At 54.7% G+C, this 13,978-nt stretch carries 13 protein-coding genes, 1 other RNA gene and 2 pseudogenes; 12 read left to right on the plus strand and 4 right to left on the minus strand.

Going from position 1 to position 13,978, the window contains the following annotated elements; all coding sequences use genetic code 11:
• Window positions 1-61: 61 nt before the first annotated feature.
• The 6 genes and pseudogenes from TU81_RS23185 (at window position 62) to TU81_RS23200 (ending at window position 3,966) form a co-directional block, all read left to right on the plus strand.
• Entirely contained in the window at window positions 62-334 is a 273-nt protein-coding gene (locus tag TU81_RS23185; protein WP_038978887.1) for a hypothetical protein, read from the plus strand.
• 306 nt (window positions 335-640) lie between these two features.
• Window positions 641-916 carry a hypothetical protein gene (locus TU81_RS23190; protein WP_048396647.1) on the plus strand — a complete coding sequence of 92 codons (276 nt, stop codon included), beginning with the start codon at window positions 641-643 and terminating at the stop codon, window positions 914-916.
• Window positions 917-1,013: 97 nt separating this feature from the next.
• Window positions 1,014-1,407, plus strand: a transfer-messenger RNA (tmRNA) gene (gene ssrA, locus TU81_RS29810).
• A gap of 178 nt (window positions 1,408-1,585) precedes the next feature.
• Window positions 1,586-1,956: pseudogene (locus tag TU81_RS31205) on the plus strand (hydrolase).
• Window positions 1,957-2,335: 379 nt separating this feature from the next.
• Window positions 2,336-3,130, plus strand: a complete 795-nt coding sequence (locus TU81_RS23195) for a hypothetical protein (protein ID WP_038980204.1) — start codon at window positions 2,336-2,338, stop codon at window positions 3,128-3,130.
• On the plus strand, window positions 3,127-3,966 hold the full coding sequence (locus tag TU81_RS23200; RefSeq protein ID WP_038978869.1) for a hypothetical protein: 840 nt from the start codon (window positions 3,127-3,129) through the stop codon (window positions 3,964-3,966). The genes TU81_RS23195 and TU81_RS23200 overlap by 4 nt, the downstream gene beginning before the upstream one ends.
• Window positions 3,967-4,016: 50 nt before the next feature.
• Here TU81_RS23200 and TU81_RS30360 read toward each other — a convergent pair whose 3' ends face one another.
• Window positions 4,017-4,307: a hypothetical protein gene (locus tag TU81_RS30360; RefSeq protein ID WP_151152253.1), complete on the minus strand. Its 291-nt coding sequence runs from the start codon at window positions 4,305-4,307 to the stop codon at window positions 4,017-4,019.
• A gap of 73 nt (window positions 4,308-4,380) precedes the next feature.
• On the opposite strand from TU81_RS30360, the gene TU81_RS23205 reads away from it, so the two are divergent.
• The 3 genes from TU81_RS23205 to TU81_RS23215 all read left to right on the plus strand — a co-directional run bounded on the left by TU81_RS23205 (window position 4,381) and on the right by TU81_RS23215 (window position 5,788).
• Entirely contained in the window at window positions 4,381-4,755 is a 375-nt protein-coding gene (locus TU81_RS23205) for a DUF6124 family protein (RefSeq protein WP_048396649.1), read from the plus strand.
• A 36-nt stretch (window positions 4,756-4,791) separates the two neighbouring features.
• Window positions 4,792-5,049 carry a hypothetical protein gene (locus TU81_RS23210; RefSeq protein ID WP_038978867.1) on the plus strand — a complete coding sequence of 86 codons (258 nt, stop codon included), beginning with the start codon at window positions 4,792-4,794 and terminating at the stop codon, window positions 5,047-5,049.
• Between the two features lie 370 nt (window positions 5,050-5,419).
• Window positions 5,420-5,788 carry a DUF6124 family protein gene (locus TU81_RS23215; RefSeq protein ID WP_048396652.1) on the plus strand — a complete coding sequence of 123 codons (369 nt, stop codon included), beginning with the start codon at window positions 5,420-5,422 and terminating at the stop codon, window positions 5,786-5,788.
• 504 nt (window positions 5,789-6,292) lie between these two features.
• Here the strand turns inward: TU81_RS23215 and TU81_RS30965 are convergent.
• The 3 genes from TU81_RS30965 to pmrG form a co-directional block, all read right to left on the minus strand.
• Complete coding sequence (locus TU81_RS30965; RefSeq protein WP_267885939.1) at window positions 6,293-6,676, minus strand: nucleotidyl transferase AbiEii/AbiGii toxin family protein; 384 nt, start codon at window positions 6,674-6,676, stop codon at window positions 6,293-6,295.
• A gap of 160 nt (window positions 6,677-6,836) precedes the next feature.
• Complete coding sequence (locus TU81_RS23225; RefSeq protein ID WP_048396654.1) at window positions 6,837-7,367, minus strand: GNAT family N-acetyltransferase; 531 nt, start codon at window positions 7,365-7,367, stop codon at window positions 6,837-6,839.
• Window positions 7,368-7,510: 143 nt separating this feature from the next.
• Window positions 7,511-8,182 carry a lipopolysaccharide core heptose(II)-phosphate phosphatase PmrG gene (gene pmrG, locus TU81_RS23230; RefSeq protein ID WP_048396700.1) on the minus strand — a complete coding sequence of 224 codons (672 nt, stop codon included), beginning with the start codon at window positions 8,180-8,182 and terminating at the stop codon, window positions 7,511-7,513.
• Window positions 8,183-8,572: 390 nt separating this feature from the next.
• On the opposite strand from pmrG, the pseudogene TU81_RS31285 reads away from it, so the two are divergent.
• From TU81_RS31285 to TU81_RS29140, 3 genes and pseudogenes are all read left to right on the plus strand, one after another.
• A pseudogene (locus TU81_RS31285) lies at window positions 8,573-9,451 on the plus strand (methyl-accepting chemotaxis protein); the annotation flags it as partial.
• A gap of 201 nt (window positions 9,452-9,652) precedes the next feature.
• Window positions 9,653-10,357, plus strand: coding sequence for a methyl-accepting chemotaxis protein (locus TU81_RS31290; protein ID WP_408003886.1), 705 nt, complete (start codon window positions 9,653-9,655; stop codon window positions 10,355-10,357).
• 216 nt (window positions 10,358-10,573) lie between these two features.
• Complete coding sequence (locus TU81_RS29140) at window positions 10,574-13,960, plus strand: Tc toxin subunit A (protein ID WP_053078307.1); 3,387 nt, start codon at window positions 10,574-10,576, stop codon at window positions 13,958-13,960.
• Window positions 13,961-13,978: the final 18 nt, after the last annotated feature.

The raw sequence follows: 13,978 nt of genomic DNA on the forward strand, positions 1-13,978 counted from the left end.
AAAATTGGCAGCCCGTCCTGATGGCCAGCGATGCCTGGACCCTCAGTTCAAGGAGATACACATGAAACGCTCTGTACTGTTAGGTCTGTTCGTTACTGCCTCAATGCTGGCGTCTCCCTCGTTTGCCGCCGAAGACCTCTGTGCGGTCAACTTGAAAACCATCGAAAATGCCAAGTCACAGACTCCCCCAGAGATGACTGATCAGGTAATGGAAAGCGTCACGAAAGCCAAAGCCGATCAGGCAAAAGGCACCAAGGAAGGGACTGATGATTGCATAGCCGAGACCGAACAAACTATCCAGCAACTCAAGAACGCGAACAAAGGCGGGAAGTAATCCAGCACAAGGCCAACCTTCGGGTTGGCCTTCTGAGCCATGTAAACCCTAAGCTTGCGGAGCATCAGGCAGACTCACGACTGCTTCGCGGCCGAACGCAGCCTCGCGAGCTCGGCAGCTGCAACAGATTGCATTTCGTCTTAACTGACTGGCATCAGGCGTTTCTTGTCCCTTTTTCACACCCGCATCCCGGAAAAATCTTTCACCCCATCGCCAGCAAAAACAGAACCCTTGCCCACCCCCACAGTCCATTTGTTAAGCCCCAATCAGCGTGGCCCATCCCTACCCCCGTTCCAGGAGATACCCATGAAGCGTTCCGCCCTGGCTGGACTGCTCATCGCTGCAACAATGCTGGCCTCCTCCGCATACGCCTCAAACGATAGCGATCAATGCGTAATGAAGCTCCAGGAAGTCAACAGCAAGCTGTCCAGCGCAGCCACGCTGGACGCCGCCACCAAAGGTGTCGTCATCACCAAAGTCGAACAAGCCAAGGCCGCCCACGCTGCCAACAATGACAAAGAGTGTGTTTCCCTGACGCAGCAGGCGCTTCAGGACATTCAAAGCCACTTGAATAGCCATTAGCGCCGGGCCAGATAACACGCAGGTAAGGACAGAAGGTCGACTCGCCGCGCGCATTGGCGTACACTGCGCTTGCCTGCTGGTTACACACAGCAGGTTCGGGGCCGTTTAGGATTCGACGCCGGTTGCGAAACTTTAGGTGCATGCCGAGTTGGTAACAGAACTCGTAAATCCACTGTTGCAACTTTCTATAGTTGCCAATGACGAAACCTACGGGGAATACGCTCTCGCTGCGTAAGCAGCCTTAGCCCTTCCCTCCTGGTACCTTCGGGTCCAGCAATCATCAGGGGATGTCTGTAAACCCAAAGTGATTGTCATATAGAACAGAATCGCCGTGCAGTACGTTGTGGACGAAGCGGCTAAAACTTACACAACTCGCCCAAAGCACCCTGCCCGTCGGGTCGCTGAGGGTTAACTTAATAGACACGGCTACGCATGTAGTACCGACAGCGGAGTACTGGCGGACGGGGGTTCAAATCCCCCCGGCTCCACCAATCGAAGCTAACAAAGCCCGCCAAGTGCGGGCTTTGTTGCATCTGGGGTTTGGTAAATTGTCGGCCACCCCGCATCCCCTGTAGGAGCGAGGCTTGCCCGCGAAGAGGCCAACCAGACCCGCACAAATCGCCCGTGGCCAAAGATGCAACCGTCGCAGCGACCGCCCTCGGAAATGCCTTGCGCCAAGGCCTCCTGATCATCGACGTGCAGTCTGCTTCGCCCCAATGGTTTATCGACGGCATCCAGACTCTCATCGGGCGACGGCAACCTGATCCAGGCCGACGGTATCGTCATCACGCACGTTTATGCGCCTTCCCCCGGAAACCATCGACTATTTGAAATAGCCTTCCGGTGGATCGGATATTGGTCTGCGGCCTTCAGACGGAGACCTGCTGCCTGACGGCTGGGTTTGCGCTATTTGATGCGAGATTGCAGCCGACGCCGATTACCGATTTGACGGTGGGTTCGTCAGTGGATCGAACGGGCGGGTTGAGAATTAGGCTTGTCAGCATCACTTTAAGCACATGGCGGAGGTGAGTCACCAGTAACACGACATTTGTTAGTTATCTGGAAACCCGACTTTGTTAGCGGGTGAACTCCCAGCTTAGTGAACCGGTGAACCCGGTGAACTGCTGTTCATCTGTGCAATTTACCCTACGAAACGGCGGTAATCTGATCATCGTTACCGATGCGGTAACGATGCCCTCTTTTCTTCAACGTCCTTTCAATTTCAACGTTGAAATTTCAGTAAGCTGGTACCCCTGCCACTAACAAGATCCCGCGGGTTTCCGACCCCCTGTGTACCCGAAAGCGTCAGGGGCCCCCGCTGTTTATGCGCTCTGAAAACCTAATATTCTCAGTGGGCCTAGCCGGCGATGCATCGATCTAGGTATGGTTCCATCCCGTCAAAATAAGCAGGGATGCACTGTGTTCTGGAAGAAAGATAAATCGATCCGCGTCGAGTTAGTGACCCCTATCACCCTCGTAGCTCAAAATCCTCTCGTATCGCCGCCGGACAAAACTTCCCCCGAGAAAACATCCGAACTGAAGAGATCCGAAACCAACATTGACTTGGCATTTAAGCTCATCAATTACGCCGGCCTAGGCCTTCAAGCAGCGCTCGTGGTGTATGGCTACTCTCTTCTGGTTGGCTATTACAATGGCTTTGGTATCGATACCAACGAAATAGCCTTGAGTACGCCTAGCCTCCTTCTCTATGGCTACATCAACCTATTCTCTGGCGCGCTGGCCGCGGCGAACTACGTCCCAATAATCGGCCCAGGCATCCTTGCCTTTTGCTTCATCGCAGTAGCGGCGGCTTTTGTAGTGCTTGTGGTCAAGAATGCAAGGGTAGATACCGTTATCGGTCTAGCTTGCTGGATAGGCTTTCTGATTTTCATGGCCTTTTTTGCCCCAGCGATGGGTGTCCAACAGGGCATAAAAATGAGCAAGGCTGATGTGAAAGGCTTTACTCCTCAGGAACTTAGTAAAGGCCTAGACAAGCAACACTCTCTCACCACGGATAAGGGAACGAAACTGATCGGGACGCTCATCCTGGCTGACGGCAAGAGCACATTTCTTCTAGTCGATAGAACCGTGTACAAGGTAGACAGTGCGCGCGGCCGTGTACTGCGGGAGACCCTACTGTCGCCTAAGCCAGACCCGATTCAATCAACAAAACAAGAGAGTCGGAAAATTGAGAGTACAGAGGATGTGCAATGAGCTATACCGCTGAAACCTTCAATGTGATGATCGCGTCTCCAGGTGATGTTGCTTCCGAACGAGCAATTGTTCGTGACGTCATATATGAGTGGAATGCGGTCAACTCAAGCTCGAGGAAGATTGTTTTACTACCTATTGGATGGGAGTCCCATTCATCTCCTGAGATGGGTGCCCCGCCGCAAGCAATCATCAACAAACAAATCGTTGAAAATTGCGACCTACTTGTAGGGGTATTCTGGACGCGAATCGGTACCGCCACTGATGGCTATGCGAGCGGCACAGTCGAGGAATTGGAAAGGCATATCGAATCTGGAAAACCCGCAATGCTTTATTTCTCCTCTCAACCTGTGGCCATGGATATGGTCGACTTGGAGCAGGTGGCAAGCGTTAAAAAATTCAAAGCTGATTGCCAACGCCGGGGTCTGTACGAAAGCTATGACAGTCATGCTGACTTTAAAACGAAGCTCTACCGCCAGCTGCAATTGAAAGTGAATCAACATCCCCTATTTTACAAACCTGAAAATTCGCCGGTTACAGAACTAGTTGAGTCCAAAACGGAAATTCCCGAACTGACAGCTGAAGCCCGGGTTTTGCTGAAGCAAGCGAGTCAGGATCCGCATGGAATCATCATGTATCTCCGTCACCTGAACGGCACCAATGTGCAGACAAATGGCAAAAATTTCGTCGGCAGTCGGGACAGGCGCGAAATTGCAAAGTGGGAGCATGCCCTCGACAATTTGCGCGCTAAAGGATTGGTCGTTGAACGAGGTGACAAAGGGGAGATGAACGAGCTCACAAATCTTGGCTTTCAGATCGCTGATATGATCGAGCTTTAAACCTAATTAAGCTTAGGAGAAGGGAGCGTGCTGTATCCCCAGAAATTGAACTATTGGCGAGAACCAATAAAATCGGGGATAAAAAAGCCGAGTTCAAACGGCCCCGGCCCAATCGAAGCTAACAAAGCCCGCCAATTGCGGGTTTTGTTGCATCTGGTGTTTGGCATCAAACACTCATCGGCACCCAGCCCAATGTCGTCACCGTCGAACGCCATGAAAAATCCAGAACCTCCTTCTGAAACAATTCTGGCTGGCTCCCCGCTCCGTCCTAGGAAATTTCCCTCAAGTTGTGGCGAACTCCATGAACTGGCAAGTAACAATCCAAGAAGATAACCTTCCATCTTCGCTGCAACCCGGCGGACGGTTTTGACAGGCCGAAATAGCGTAGGGCCCCTAAATCAATGGAACGCCCTTATGAAAAAGACCACCCGAAATCCACTTGAAAACCCAGCCATTTCAGAATCGGAAGAACTCGACCTGACCCAACTCTCCAAAGCCACCCAACGCGCCGTCAGCGCCCGCTTGCGCGACCCGAAACAGCCCGATCCCGTGAGCCATGTTTTCACCATCCTCCCTGACGTCGACACACCCACCCTGCTCGCTCACGCCAGTGAAACCCTTGCCTCCATGAATGTCATGACCACCGACTTGGCCGACCAGCTCGAAGGCTCGCATCGCAACGTGGCGTTGGCGACCCAGCAACTGGCCGTGCTGGCCGAGATGTTGATCAATCGAGCGCTGGACAACCTCGATTCGCCCCTGCCTTCGGTCACGCCCGTCTGCCACTGAGTGATCACGCTCGTTGATCGAAATGGAGGTTTTGTCATGGATCGATACATGCCGGTCACCGGCATCGACTGCACCATTGCGTCGCTGCTGATCGACACCGAAGCACCGCTGGATGTGCTGCATGAAACGGCGGCCTACCGCATCCGCACCGCGACTCAATTGCTGGAGAGCTTCGCCGCGAACGAAGGCGTTTACAGTGAACTGGCGCGGGTGCTGGTGACTTCGCTGCGCGATGGCTGCGATTTGCTGGATGTGGTTGGGCGAAGGTTACAGATGCAGGTTTCGGCGTCGTAACGAACCCGGCATAGGAAATCGTTGCCGCTCCCCAACACAAAAAAGGCACCTGACGAGCATATCGCAGGTGCCTTTTTTGGATTTGAGCGGGTAGGGATATTCCGAATACGTGACATCGGGAGCTGAATGTTACGTATGCGGGAGCACCTCAATGAACGCAGAGCAGCCACGCTTCGCCCAAGTGTGAAAAGGATTTCTCTGACAGATTAGAGCCACGTCATCCTGGGAAATTTCCCGCAACCCGTAGCGACTTCCATGAACTGGCGGACAAGGTTTCCGGAAGATAGTCTTCACTCTTCGCTACAAACCCTGCGGACGGTTTTGACAAGCCGAAACAGCGTAAGGATCCCTAACTCCATGGAACGCCCTTATGAAAAAAATCACCCTGCATTTAGTTGAAAATCCGGCCACTTCAGAGCCTGAAACCCTCGACCCAACCCAAGTTCCCCAAGCCACCGAACGCGCCGTCAGCGCCCGCCGGCGCAACCTGAACAGGAACATCTTCAGCGTCCGCCCCGACGTCGACACGACCACCCTGCTCGCTCATGCCAGCGAAACCCTGGCGTCCCTCAACGTCATGACTTTGGACTTTGCCAACCAACTCGAAGGCTCGCAGCACAATGTGGCGCTGGCTCTCCATCAGTTGACGGTGTTGACCGAACTTTTGGTCAACCGAGCGCGGGATAACATCGATCCGAACGGGTCGGTGGCCGTGGGCAAGCCTCCCGTTTTTCACTGAGTGATCGCGCTCGTTGATCAAATGAAGATGTTGTCATGGATCGATACATGCGACGGTCACAGACACAGGTTTCGGCGTAGAAAAACAAAATGGGCGACCTCATTGAGGTCGCCCATTTTTGCGACTGCTACCGCGTATCCTTCGGTTCCACATCTTGAAGCCAAAACTCTGAACACTCTCATGGCCGCTCAGCGCTTTATCTGTAGCCACATACAAATCACGTATATGCCCAACCAAAAACGTCCAGAACGCCGGTTCATTAACGGTTTGATTTACCAACTCCCCCGGCAGGAACCGCCCCAGGCCGCAGAGCGAAAGCTACGATTTTGTCCGCATAGATTTCTTCGCGCGTTTCAGCCTGCAAGATCAGACCGCTTGTGCCCATTTCGACGCCATAAGGATTAAGCAACTGCATTGGCTGTGGCTGATAGCTCGGGATGGAGCACACGTCGATGTTAATGCGCCGTGCCGGCAGATCTTTGCGCCCTGGTCTGGTTTGAACCTTCAGTTTCCAGATGTCGACATTCCCTTCCTCACGAACAGGCTCACCGACTTCAAAACTTCAAGGCCATATTTGGTTTTCAGTGTGGTGACCAATACATGGGCAAGTTCGGTCAGGCTCTCGCGATTGAAATCTGCACCACCGGTAAAATCCAGGTCCTCACTTAAACGGTTAGAACCGTAGCAAGCACGCAAACAGGTATCGCCAATAAAGGTCAGTTTGGCGAGCATGCCAGCAGAACTCAGCGCCAACATGATGTCGTGGTGCAGCAATTCCTTTTCTACCACGACCCGCAATGGCGCCAGATCCTGCTTGTTTTTTAGCGCCTCAGCAAAGCAATGATTTTCGTGTCTCTTCGTGGCAATACCGAGAAGGCTTCCATCCACATGAATTTTTCTTCACCCAACCACCTCTCTCCAACCTGTACATTCCCCTCGCTCATTCAAGAAACTACGGTTTGCCCGCTCTCCCGCGGGCTTTTTTTTGCCTGCCGTTTTGTTAGCGGTCAACTCAAGTGACCGGTGCACCAACAACCTCTGGCAATTCCTACAGGCATTTCAACCGGTACAAATACGTATCCTGCTCCCCATGCGGCTCCGAATACCGCGCCCGATAACACATCCTGATCAAACCAAAACCAGCCGCTTCAGCCAGGCGCTGACTCGCCCTGTTGGCCGAGGCCGTGGTCAGGTAAAACGTGAAACCAGGCATGCTTTTGATCAGTGCTTCGAGCGCCGTGCGCATATAACCTTGGCCCGAATACTCGGAGTTGACCCAGTAACCGACGACATATCGGTTGCGCCGCCGGGGCTTCAAGCCAATGCAGCCGATGATCGCGTGCGCTGCATCGTCGACGATAAACAACCGCCGCTCACCTGTTTCGCTCTTGAATTCATCGACCGCACGCGCGAGGAACGATCGGGCTTCGTCCTCAGTGGTATAGGGTTTTGCCCAGGGCAGAAATTCGGAATGGGTCGTAAAACTGGCGTTCAGCGCATGCTGCAACGCTTTACACCATTCGGGGTCGGGGGCACTCAATCTCAATCTGTGAGCGCCAACCGCCAGCGCAAGCTCCATTGCATCGTCCTTAAATACAAACTCCCTGACGTCAGACAATAACAGCGCCAGGAAGGACGCTGCTACTCAGGAGTTCAACTGGATCGCAACCTCACCGCTCCAGTTCGGGATGAGGAATGATGAATGATGAATGATGGTGAAGTTCATTCAGTGGTCACCGAGCGCCAGTCAGAGGCTTCGATGAAACCGAGCATGCGCGGCGGCTGGGACTTTTTGGCGGAGATAAACAGAGAAGCGCCGTAACCAAGGGTCGCGGTCGGTAACTTGAGGTCTTTTTCGAGCTGCGCCATGCATTCGCTATGGGTCACCAGAATCAGGTTGCGCCCGGCCACCTTGTGCGCCAAGGCATCGCGCAGCATGCTGCCCCTGCAACGGATCAACCAGTCTTCACCGACGCCGACCTTGTTGAACATGTAACCGGCGGTTTGCGCCGTACGCTTCATCGGGCTGTTATAGATGTCGGCTTGATCCAGACCCAAATGCTCGAACTGCGCGCCGACACTCACCGCCACGCTACGGGAGCGATCGGTGATGCCATCATTGCCGCTCAGGCAGGCAGCCGTGGAGTGATCGCAGCGCTCGACGTGACGCATCAGCACGATCATGTCGCCCTTGGCCCAACCGATCGCCAACGCACGGGCACCCGCCACGTTGCCATGGGCCAGGTCAGGGACGGCGGCGGGCCGCAACAGCCAAACCGTCAGCGGAATAACCAACAAGGCAGATGCCAGCACGACTGCGGCGTTTCGATAACGAGCCAAAGGGCTCAGATCGATCGAGCGTTTTATCCCGAACAGACTCAGTCTCAATTCCACATCAGGCCGCCTCGCCGGCATGCACCACTTTCATTTGATGCGCGAGGGTAAAGAGGCGCACGTCGGCAGCCAGTGAAACTCATGTGAAAAAAAGCTTAAGCCCCCAAAAACCTTGTTACAGAATCGATACAGCAAAACCTTTCAGATCTCGGAATTGCTGCCGATACACACCTGCTACCCCCTTGCTGGCTCTTAAAACAACAATCTTCCAGCCAACCGACGATCAAGAAGCACAACGTTCCTGGAGGAATATTGATGAATAGCTGGTTCGGTAATATCAGCGTGAACCTGAAACTGGGCTTGGGATTCGGCCTGGTCCTGGCACTGACCTGCGTCCTCGCCCTGACCGGCTGGAAGAGCCTGGGCGGGTTGATTGACCGCAGCAACTGGATGAGCGATATCACTCAGCTCAACGCCGGCCTGACCAAACTGCGCGTGGTTCGCCTGCAATACATGCTGACCAACGGCGACGAAACCGCCGCACAGAATGTGCAGACCACCCTCGACGGTTTCATCGCTCAGCAACAATCGTTGCTGTCGACATTCAAAAGCCCGGAAAACGTCAAGCTGCTCAAAGAGCAGAGCGCGACCATCAGCGCTTACCAGATATCCCTGAACAAAATGCGCAGCGCCTACCGCACCGGTAACAGCGCCCGCGACGCCATGGGCGCCAATGCTGAAACCGCCAGCAAGTTGATCGAAGCAATCAGCACCCGCGTGCAGCAAATGCCCCTGAGCGACCAACGCTTCGAACAGTTCCAGGCCATCACCGCCGCCAAGGAAGCGTTCATCCTGGCTCGCTACGAAGTGCGTGGTTACACGGCCAGCACCAACGCCGAGACAGAGCAAAAAGCCGTCGCCCAACTGGACACGGCCATCGCCAGCCTGAAACCGCTCAACGTACATTTCGCCGAGACCCAGCAAGACGCTCTGCGTCAGCTGGAAGCCGCGCTGAGCAATTACCGCAGCGCCTTGCAAGCGTATAAAGCCGCCAACACCGATGCGGTGCAGGCGCGCAAGGAAATGACCGAACAGGGCGCCACCATCGTGACCCTGAGCGACCACCTGTATCAGATCCAACTCGACCGCCGCGACGCCGAAAGCGCCCAGGCCCGCACACTGCAACTGATCAGCACCTTGCTGGCATTGCTGGTGGGCGTCATTGCCGCCGTGATCATCACCCGTCAGATCACCGGCCCGTTGCGCGAGACCCTGGCCGTGGTCGAGCGCATCGCCAGCGGCGATCTGTCCCAAGACGTCAAAGTGACTCGCCGCGACGAACTCGGCGTGTTGCAACAAGGCATCGCACGCATGGGCGTGACCCTGCGCGATTTGATCAGCGGTATCCGCGATGGCGTCACCCAGATCGCCAGCGCCGCTGAAGAACTGTCGGCCGTGACCGAGCAAACCAGCGCCGGGGTCAACAGCCAGAAGATCGAGACCGATCAAGTGGCCACCGCCATGCACGAGATGACTGCCACGGTGCAGGAAGTCGCGCGCAACGCTGAAGAAGCGTCCCAGGCCGCAGCCGCCGCTGATGGCCAAGCGCGAGAAGGCGATAAAGTGGTCAACGAAGCCATCGCCCAGATCGAGCGTCTGGCCAGCGAAGTGGCGCGCTCCACCGAAGCCATGAGCGTGCTGCAGCAGGAAAGCGACAAGATCGGCAGCGTCATGGACGTAATCAAGGCCGTGGCCGAACAGACCAACCTGCTGGCCCTCAACGCCGCCATCGAAGCGGCCCGTGCCGGTGAAGCCGGTCGTGGTTTTGCCGTGGTGGCCGACGAAGTTCGCGGCCTGGCCCAGCGCACGCAGAAATCCACCGAGGAAATCGAAGGCCTGGTGGCCGGTCTGCAGAACGGCACCCAACAAGTGTCGGCCGTGATGAACAACAGCCGCGCCCTGACCGACAGCAGCGTGGCGCTGACCCGCAAGGCTGGCGTGTCACTGGAAAACATCACCCGCACGGTGTCCAACATCCAGTCGATGAACCAGCAGATCGCTGCCGCCGCCGAGCAACAAAGCGCCGTGGCCGAAGAGATCAGCCGCAGCATCATCAACGTACGCGACGTGTCCGAACAGACCGCCGCCGCCAGCGACGAAACCGCTGCGTCCAGTGTTGAACTGGCGCGGTTGGGTAATCAGTTGCAGATGATGGTGAGTCACTTCCGGGTGTAACAGCGTGCCCCAGACCCGCCAGTATCGTTACTGGTGAGTCTGGGGTTTACTGGCAAACCTCCCGACTATTCGCCGTTCAAAATCCTACAACCTTCCCACCCCATTCCTCCCGCCAAGTAGCGAAGTTTCCCGTTCCCACTGAACGAAGAAGCTGACAGCGCTCCCGCCTGCCACACCGTAATGTCGATCTCTCCACCTCCTCAGAGACGCATCGGCATGGTCGACACCCCCTCAACCGAGAGCAACGCAAAATCCTTACTCGATACATTGATCAAGGCCTACGCCCCCGAAGACAAAACAGCAGAATTTGAAAAGCGCTTTAAAGAAAAGCTCGGGCTTACCTCGGTGTTCGATATCACCGGGATGACCGAAGCCGGTTTCAAGGATCATTTAGTTAGCGCGTTCGATAACGACGAGATGTTCAAGGTCCATGCTGGCAGCATCGCCGGTTCGCTCTACAACGACGCCAGATGTTACGCGGCCCAGATCAGCCACCTCTATCGAGAGCAGCGGACGTCAGACGGAACAGCACAGCATCAATGGCATCCCCTGGGCATTCGTGCGATCGAGAAACAGGGCCCCACCTATACTCATCTGTTCAAAGAGAATTGGGACGACGCCTGTAAAAATGATTCGATCGCCGCCATCGATTCACCGGTCGCCTACCTTAGAGCGCTGTACCGGTTTGCCCTGCAACTGGAATCCAGCGTCTCGCAATTACCGGATGAAAAAACCAACCGAATCCCATTGGCAAAACGTCGCCCGGATCTCGCCGATCTGTCGATTGATCAGCAAAGCACCTTCACTGCGCAACCGATGCTCGGAATCGTCAATGCGATTCTGGACAAAAACATTCAGAAGGCGCTGCAGACCACCGATGACGAAGGCAAGTCGACCTATGAGGTTCTAGCGCATAGGTATTACCCCTTTGCCCTTCCGTATGAGTTTTTCCACCATCAGTGCCTACTGGGGCTGAGCGCGAACAAACCGACGCTCGGAGAGCTGAACTATCTCATCAGCGATTCCCTCCCTATCACGCCTTCCAGAAATTCTTCGTACGGCAAGGTGCTGGAGACTGCGTCTCATGAAGCTCAGATGCTGATGTCCGGGCTTGGTCCGAAACAGCAAGCGCTGCTGACAGCTTGGGCCGAAAAAATCCTGACAGATGAGGTACACGAACGGCCCACCCCCGAGGAACGCAAGCGCAAAGACAGCTACTGGGAAAAAATCTATGGCTTCACGTCGATTTCCGACCTGAAAAAAATACCGACCTTTCTGGAGCGAACCGAACTTGAAGCCGAGCAAATGGAAGCATTGCTGGCACAAGGTAAATCTGCGCCTCGCACATCTCCTCATTACTCCTTGGGGGCACCTTTTTCCCGGCCCTATGGCGCCCGTTATGTAAACGGCCCTGTCGCTACCGATGATAAAAGCATGACGTTGGACAACGAAAACAGGCCCGGCGAAATAGCCAATGCGACCGAAGATAAATTCGAACGCCTGCATCGAATGATCCGCCTCCAGCGCTGGCTCGCAATTCCGTTCAACGAGCTGGACACCCTGATATGCAGCGCATTGGAATCTCAGTCGCGAGCCAATTCAAAGATGCAACTCGACAGCTATGTCATTCGAGCTCTCGGTGTTTATCGTTTTTTGAACCGGCGGTACTCGATCACGGCTGAAGACTTTGCAGCGCTGCTGCACCAGGTATCTCCATGCGCTACCGGCGACAATACGTCCCTATTCGATAATGTATTCAATAAAGCTCGGCTATTCGAAAAGCCACTGAAGCTCGATGGTCGAGACTTCCAGGCGAACGATTCGGACCCGGTCTCTCACACCATTCTCCAGCACTTGAGCGTCAGCCTGGGCCTGCCTCTGACAGAGGACTCACTTTTTCGGGTCGTCAAAAACACGCAGAAATACCTGGGTTCGCTCAAGTGTGACTTGCTCACGCTGTCGTCCATTTATCGCCAGGCACGGACCGCGCGGATGTTCGGTCTTTCGATTGCCGAACTGTCGACGCTGGAAAATTTTCTGGGCGGGGAAAGTATTTCAAGGTGTCTGGCAACCGGTAACACCGGCAGACGGACCTTTCAGATCAGGGGCCAAAAAGCAGATCAGTATTTCGAGCTGGTCGCGCATTTTCAGCTACCGGAGGGCGGCGATCCGGGTGAAGCTACCCTGCTTGCCGGGTCAACCCTGCGAACCAATACTTCATGGTTTGCCGACGCCACGACAATCAAAAAACTTGATGTCAGTTTAATCCCTGAGTCAGGCGACGAGGAACGACCGTGGATCACCATTGACCAGATTCAAACCACCGACTCGACCAGTGCCACATCACTGGAGGGCCAAAACATCAAGTGGCATGGTGCCGGTTTCGATGAGCTTACCCACCGAAAATGTACGAACATGATCCTGCAATCAATCCGTGGAGAAGGGTCTTTAACTTCGATTGGCACCTTTTCTGGCGAGATCGATAAAGTCGTTCTGAGTGTCCCCCCTCAGGAAGCTTCTGCACTCAACATTCTCGATATCCTGATGCAGTTGGACTGGATAACCCGCTGGATCAAAGAGTCCGCCTATGACATCTCCATGCTGCAACGTGTTCTTGAACTGCATCCCAATGACGACTATCTCTTGGGGGATTTGCAGCATCACCTCACCAAACTTGTCGCCGAAACGCGCCAGTGCGCGGTAACCGCTCAAGAATTGGCGACGTTGGCACTGCCGGAAAACATTGATTGGCAGGCGAAGCTGGCGAGTACCCTACTCGATGATAAAGGTCTGGTAAAAAATTTCGCCCCCTCGATCAAAGACGATGTACCGCAGAAGCTGACAAATGCGCTGGATAAAATCTTTGTTGAGTTGACGCTGGATGCGGATCCCGACAAAGACCTCAGGCTCAAGAACGACTGCACACAAAAACTTAAAAACCTTCTGCTGCTCGCCCATGATCGTCAGCAGCACCTGATCGAAGCGTTTCTGCAGGAAACCTTTCTGCTGCCCATGAATTGTGCAAAGGATGTAGTGATATGGGCGAGAACCTCGGTCCATAAAGTTCTCACCAAAGCCCTGGACATTGAAGACCCATACAAACTTGCGCACAAACTGCACCCGCTTCTGCGTCACACCGAAGCCGCAGTTCGGTTGCAGCTGAGCAACAAGGCCTTGCGCGCGCTCCTGAACACTGCCCACTGGCTGGACACACCGGATGGACAGCTGAGGCTGTCGTTCAAAACCTTGTATCTGTTCGATCGCTTCAACCACTTCATGAATACTTACCAGCAGCCGGAAGAAAGCCTGCTGAGTTACCTGGAGTTCGCGAACGCTTCCGGTAGCGAGGGAAGTGTCGTCAACGACCGTCTGGCCCAATTAATGAAATGGACCACGGCTGAAGTCACCATGCTCACCTCGAAGCTGATGTTCAAGCAGGCCAGAACCATGAGAGACATCGATTGGGTCATGCGCTGCCACAACGCTTGCAAAGCCACCGGGCTTAACGCGACCGCCCTGCTAAATGCAGCATCCCTCGACAACAACAGTCCAGTCGTTCAATGGAAAACCGTCGGTGAAGCCGTCATGGTGGCCAGTCGCTAATCCCACTACATGCTCAAG

It is taken from the genome of Pseudomonas lini, assembly GCF_001042905.1.
Taxonomy (GTDB): domain Bacteria; phylum Pseudomonadota; class Gammaproteobacteria; order Pseudomonadales; family Pseudomonadaceae; genus Aquipseudomonas; species Aquipseudomonas lini.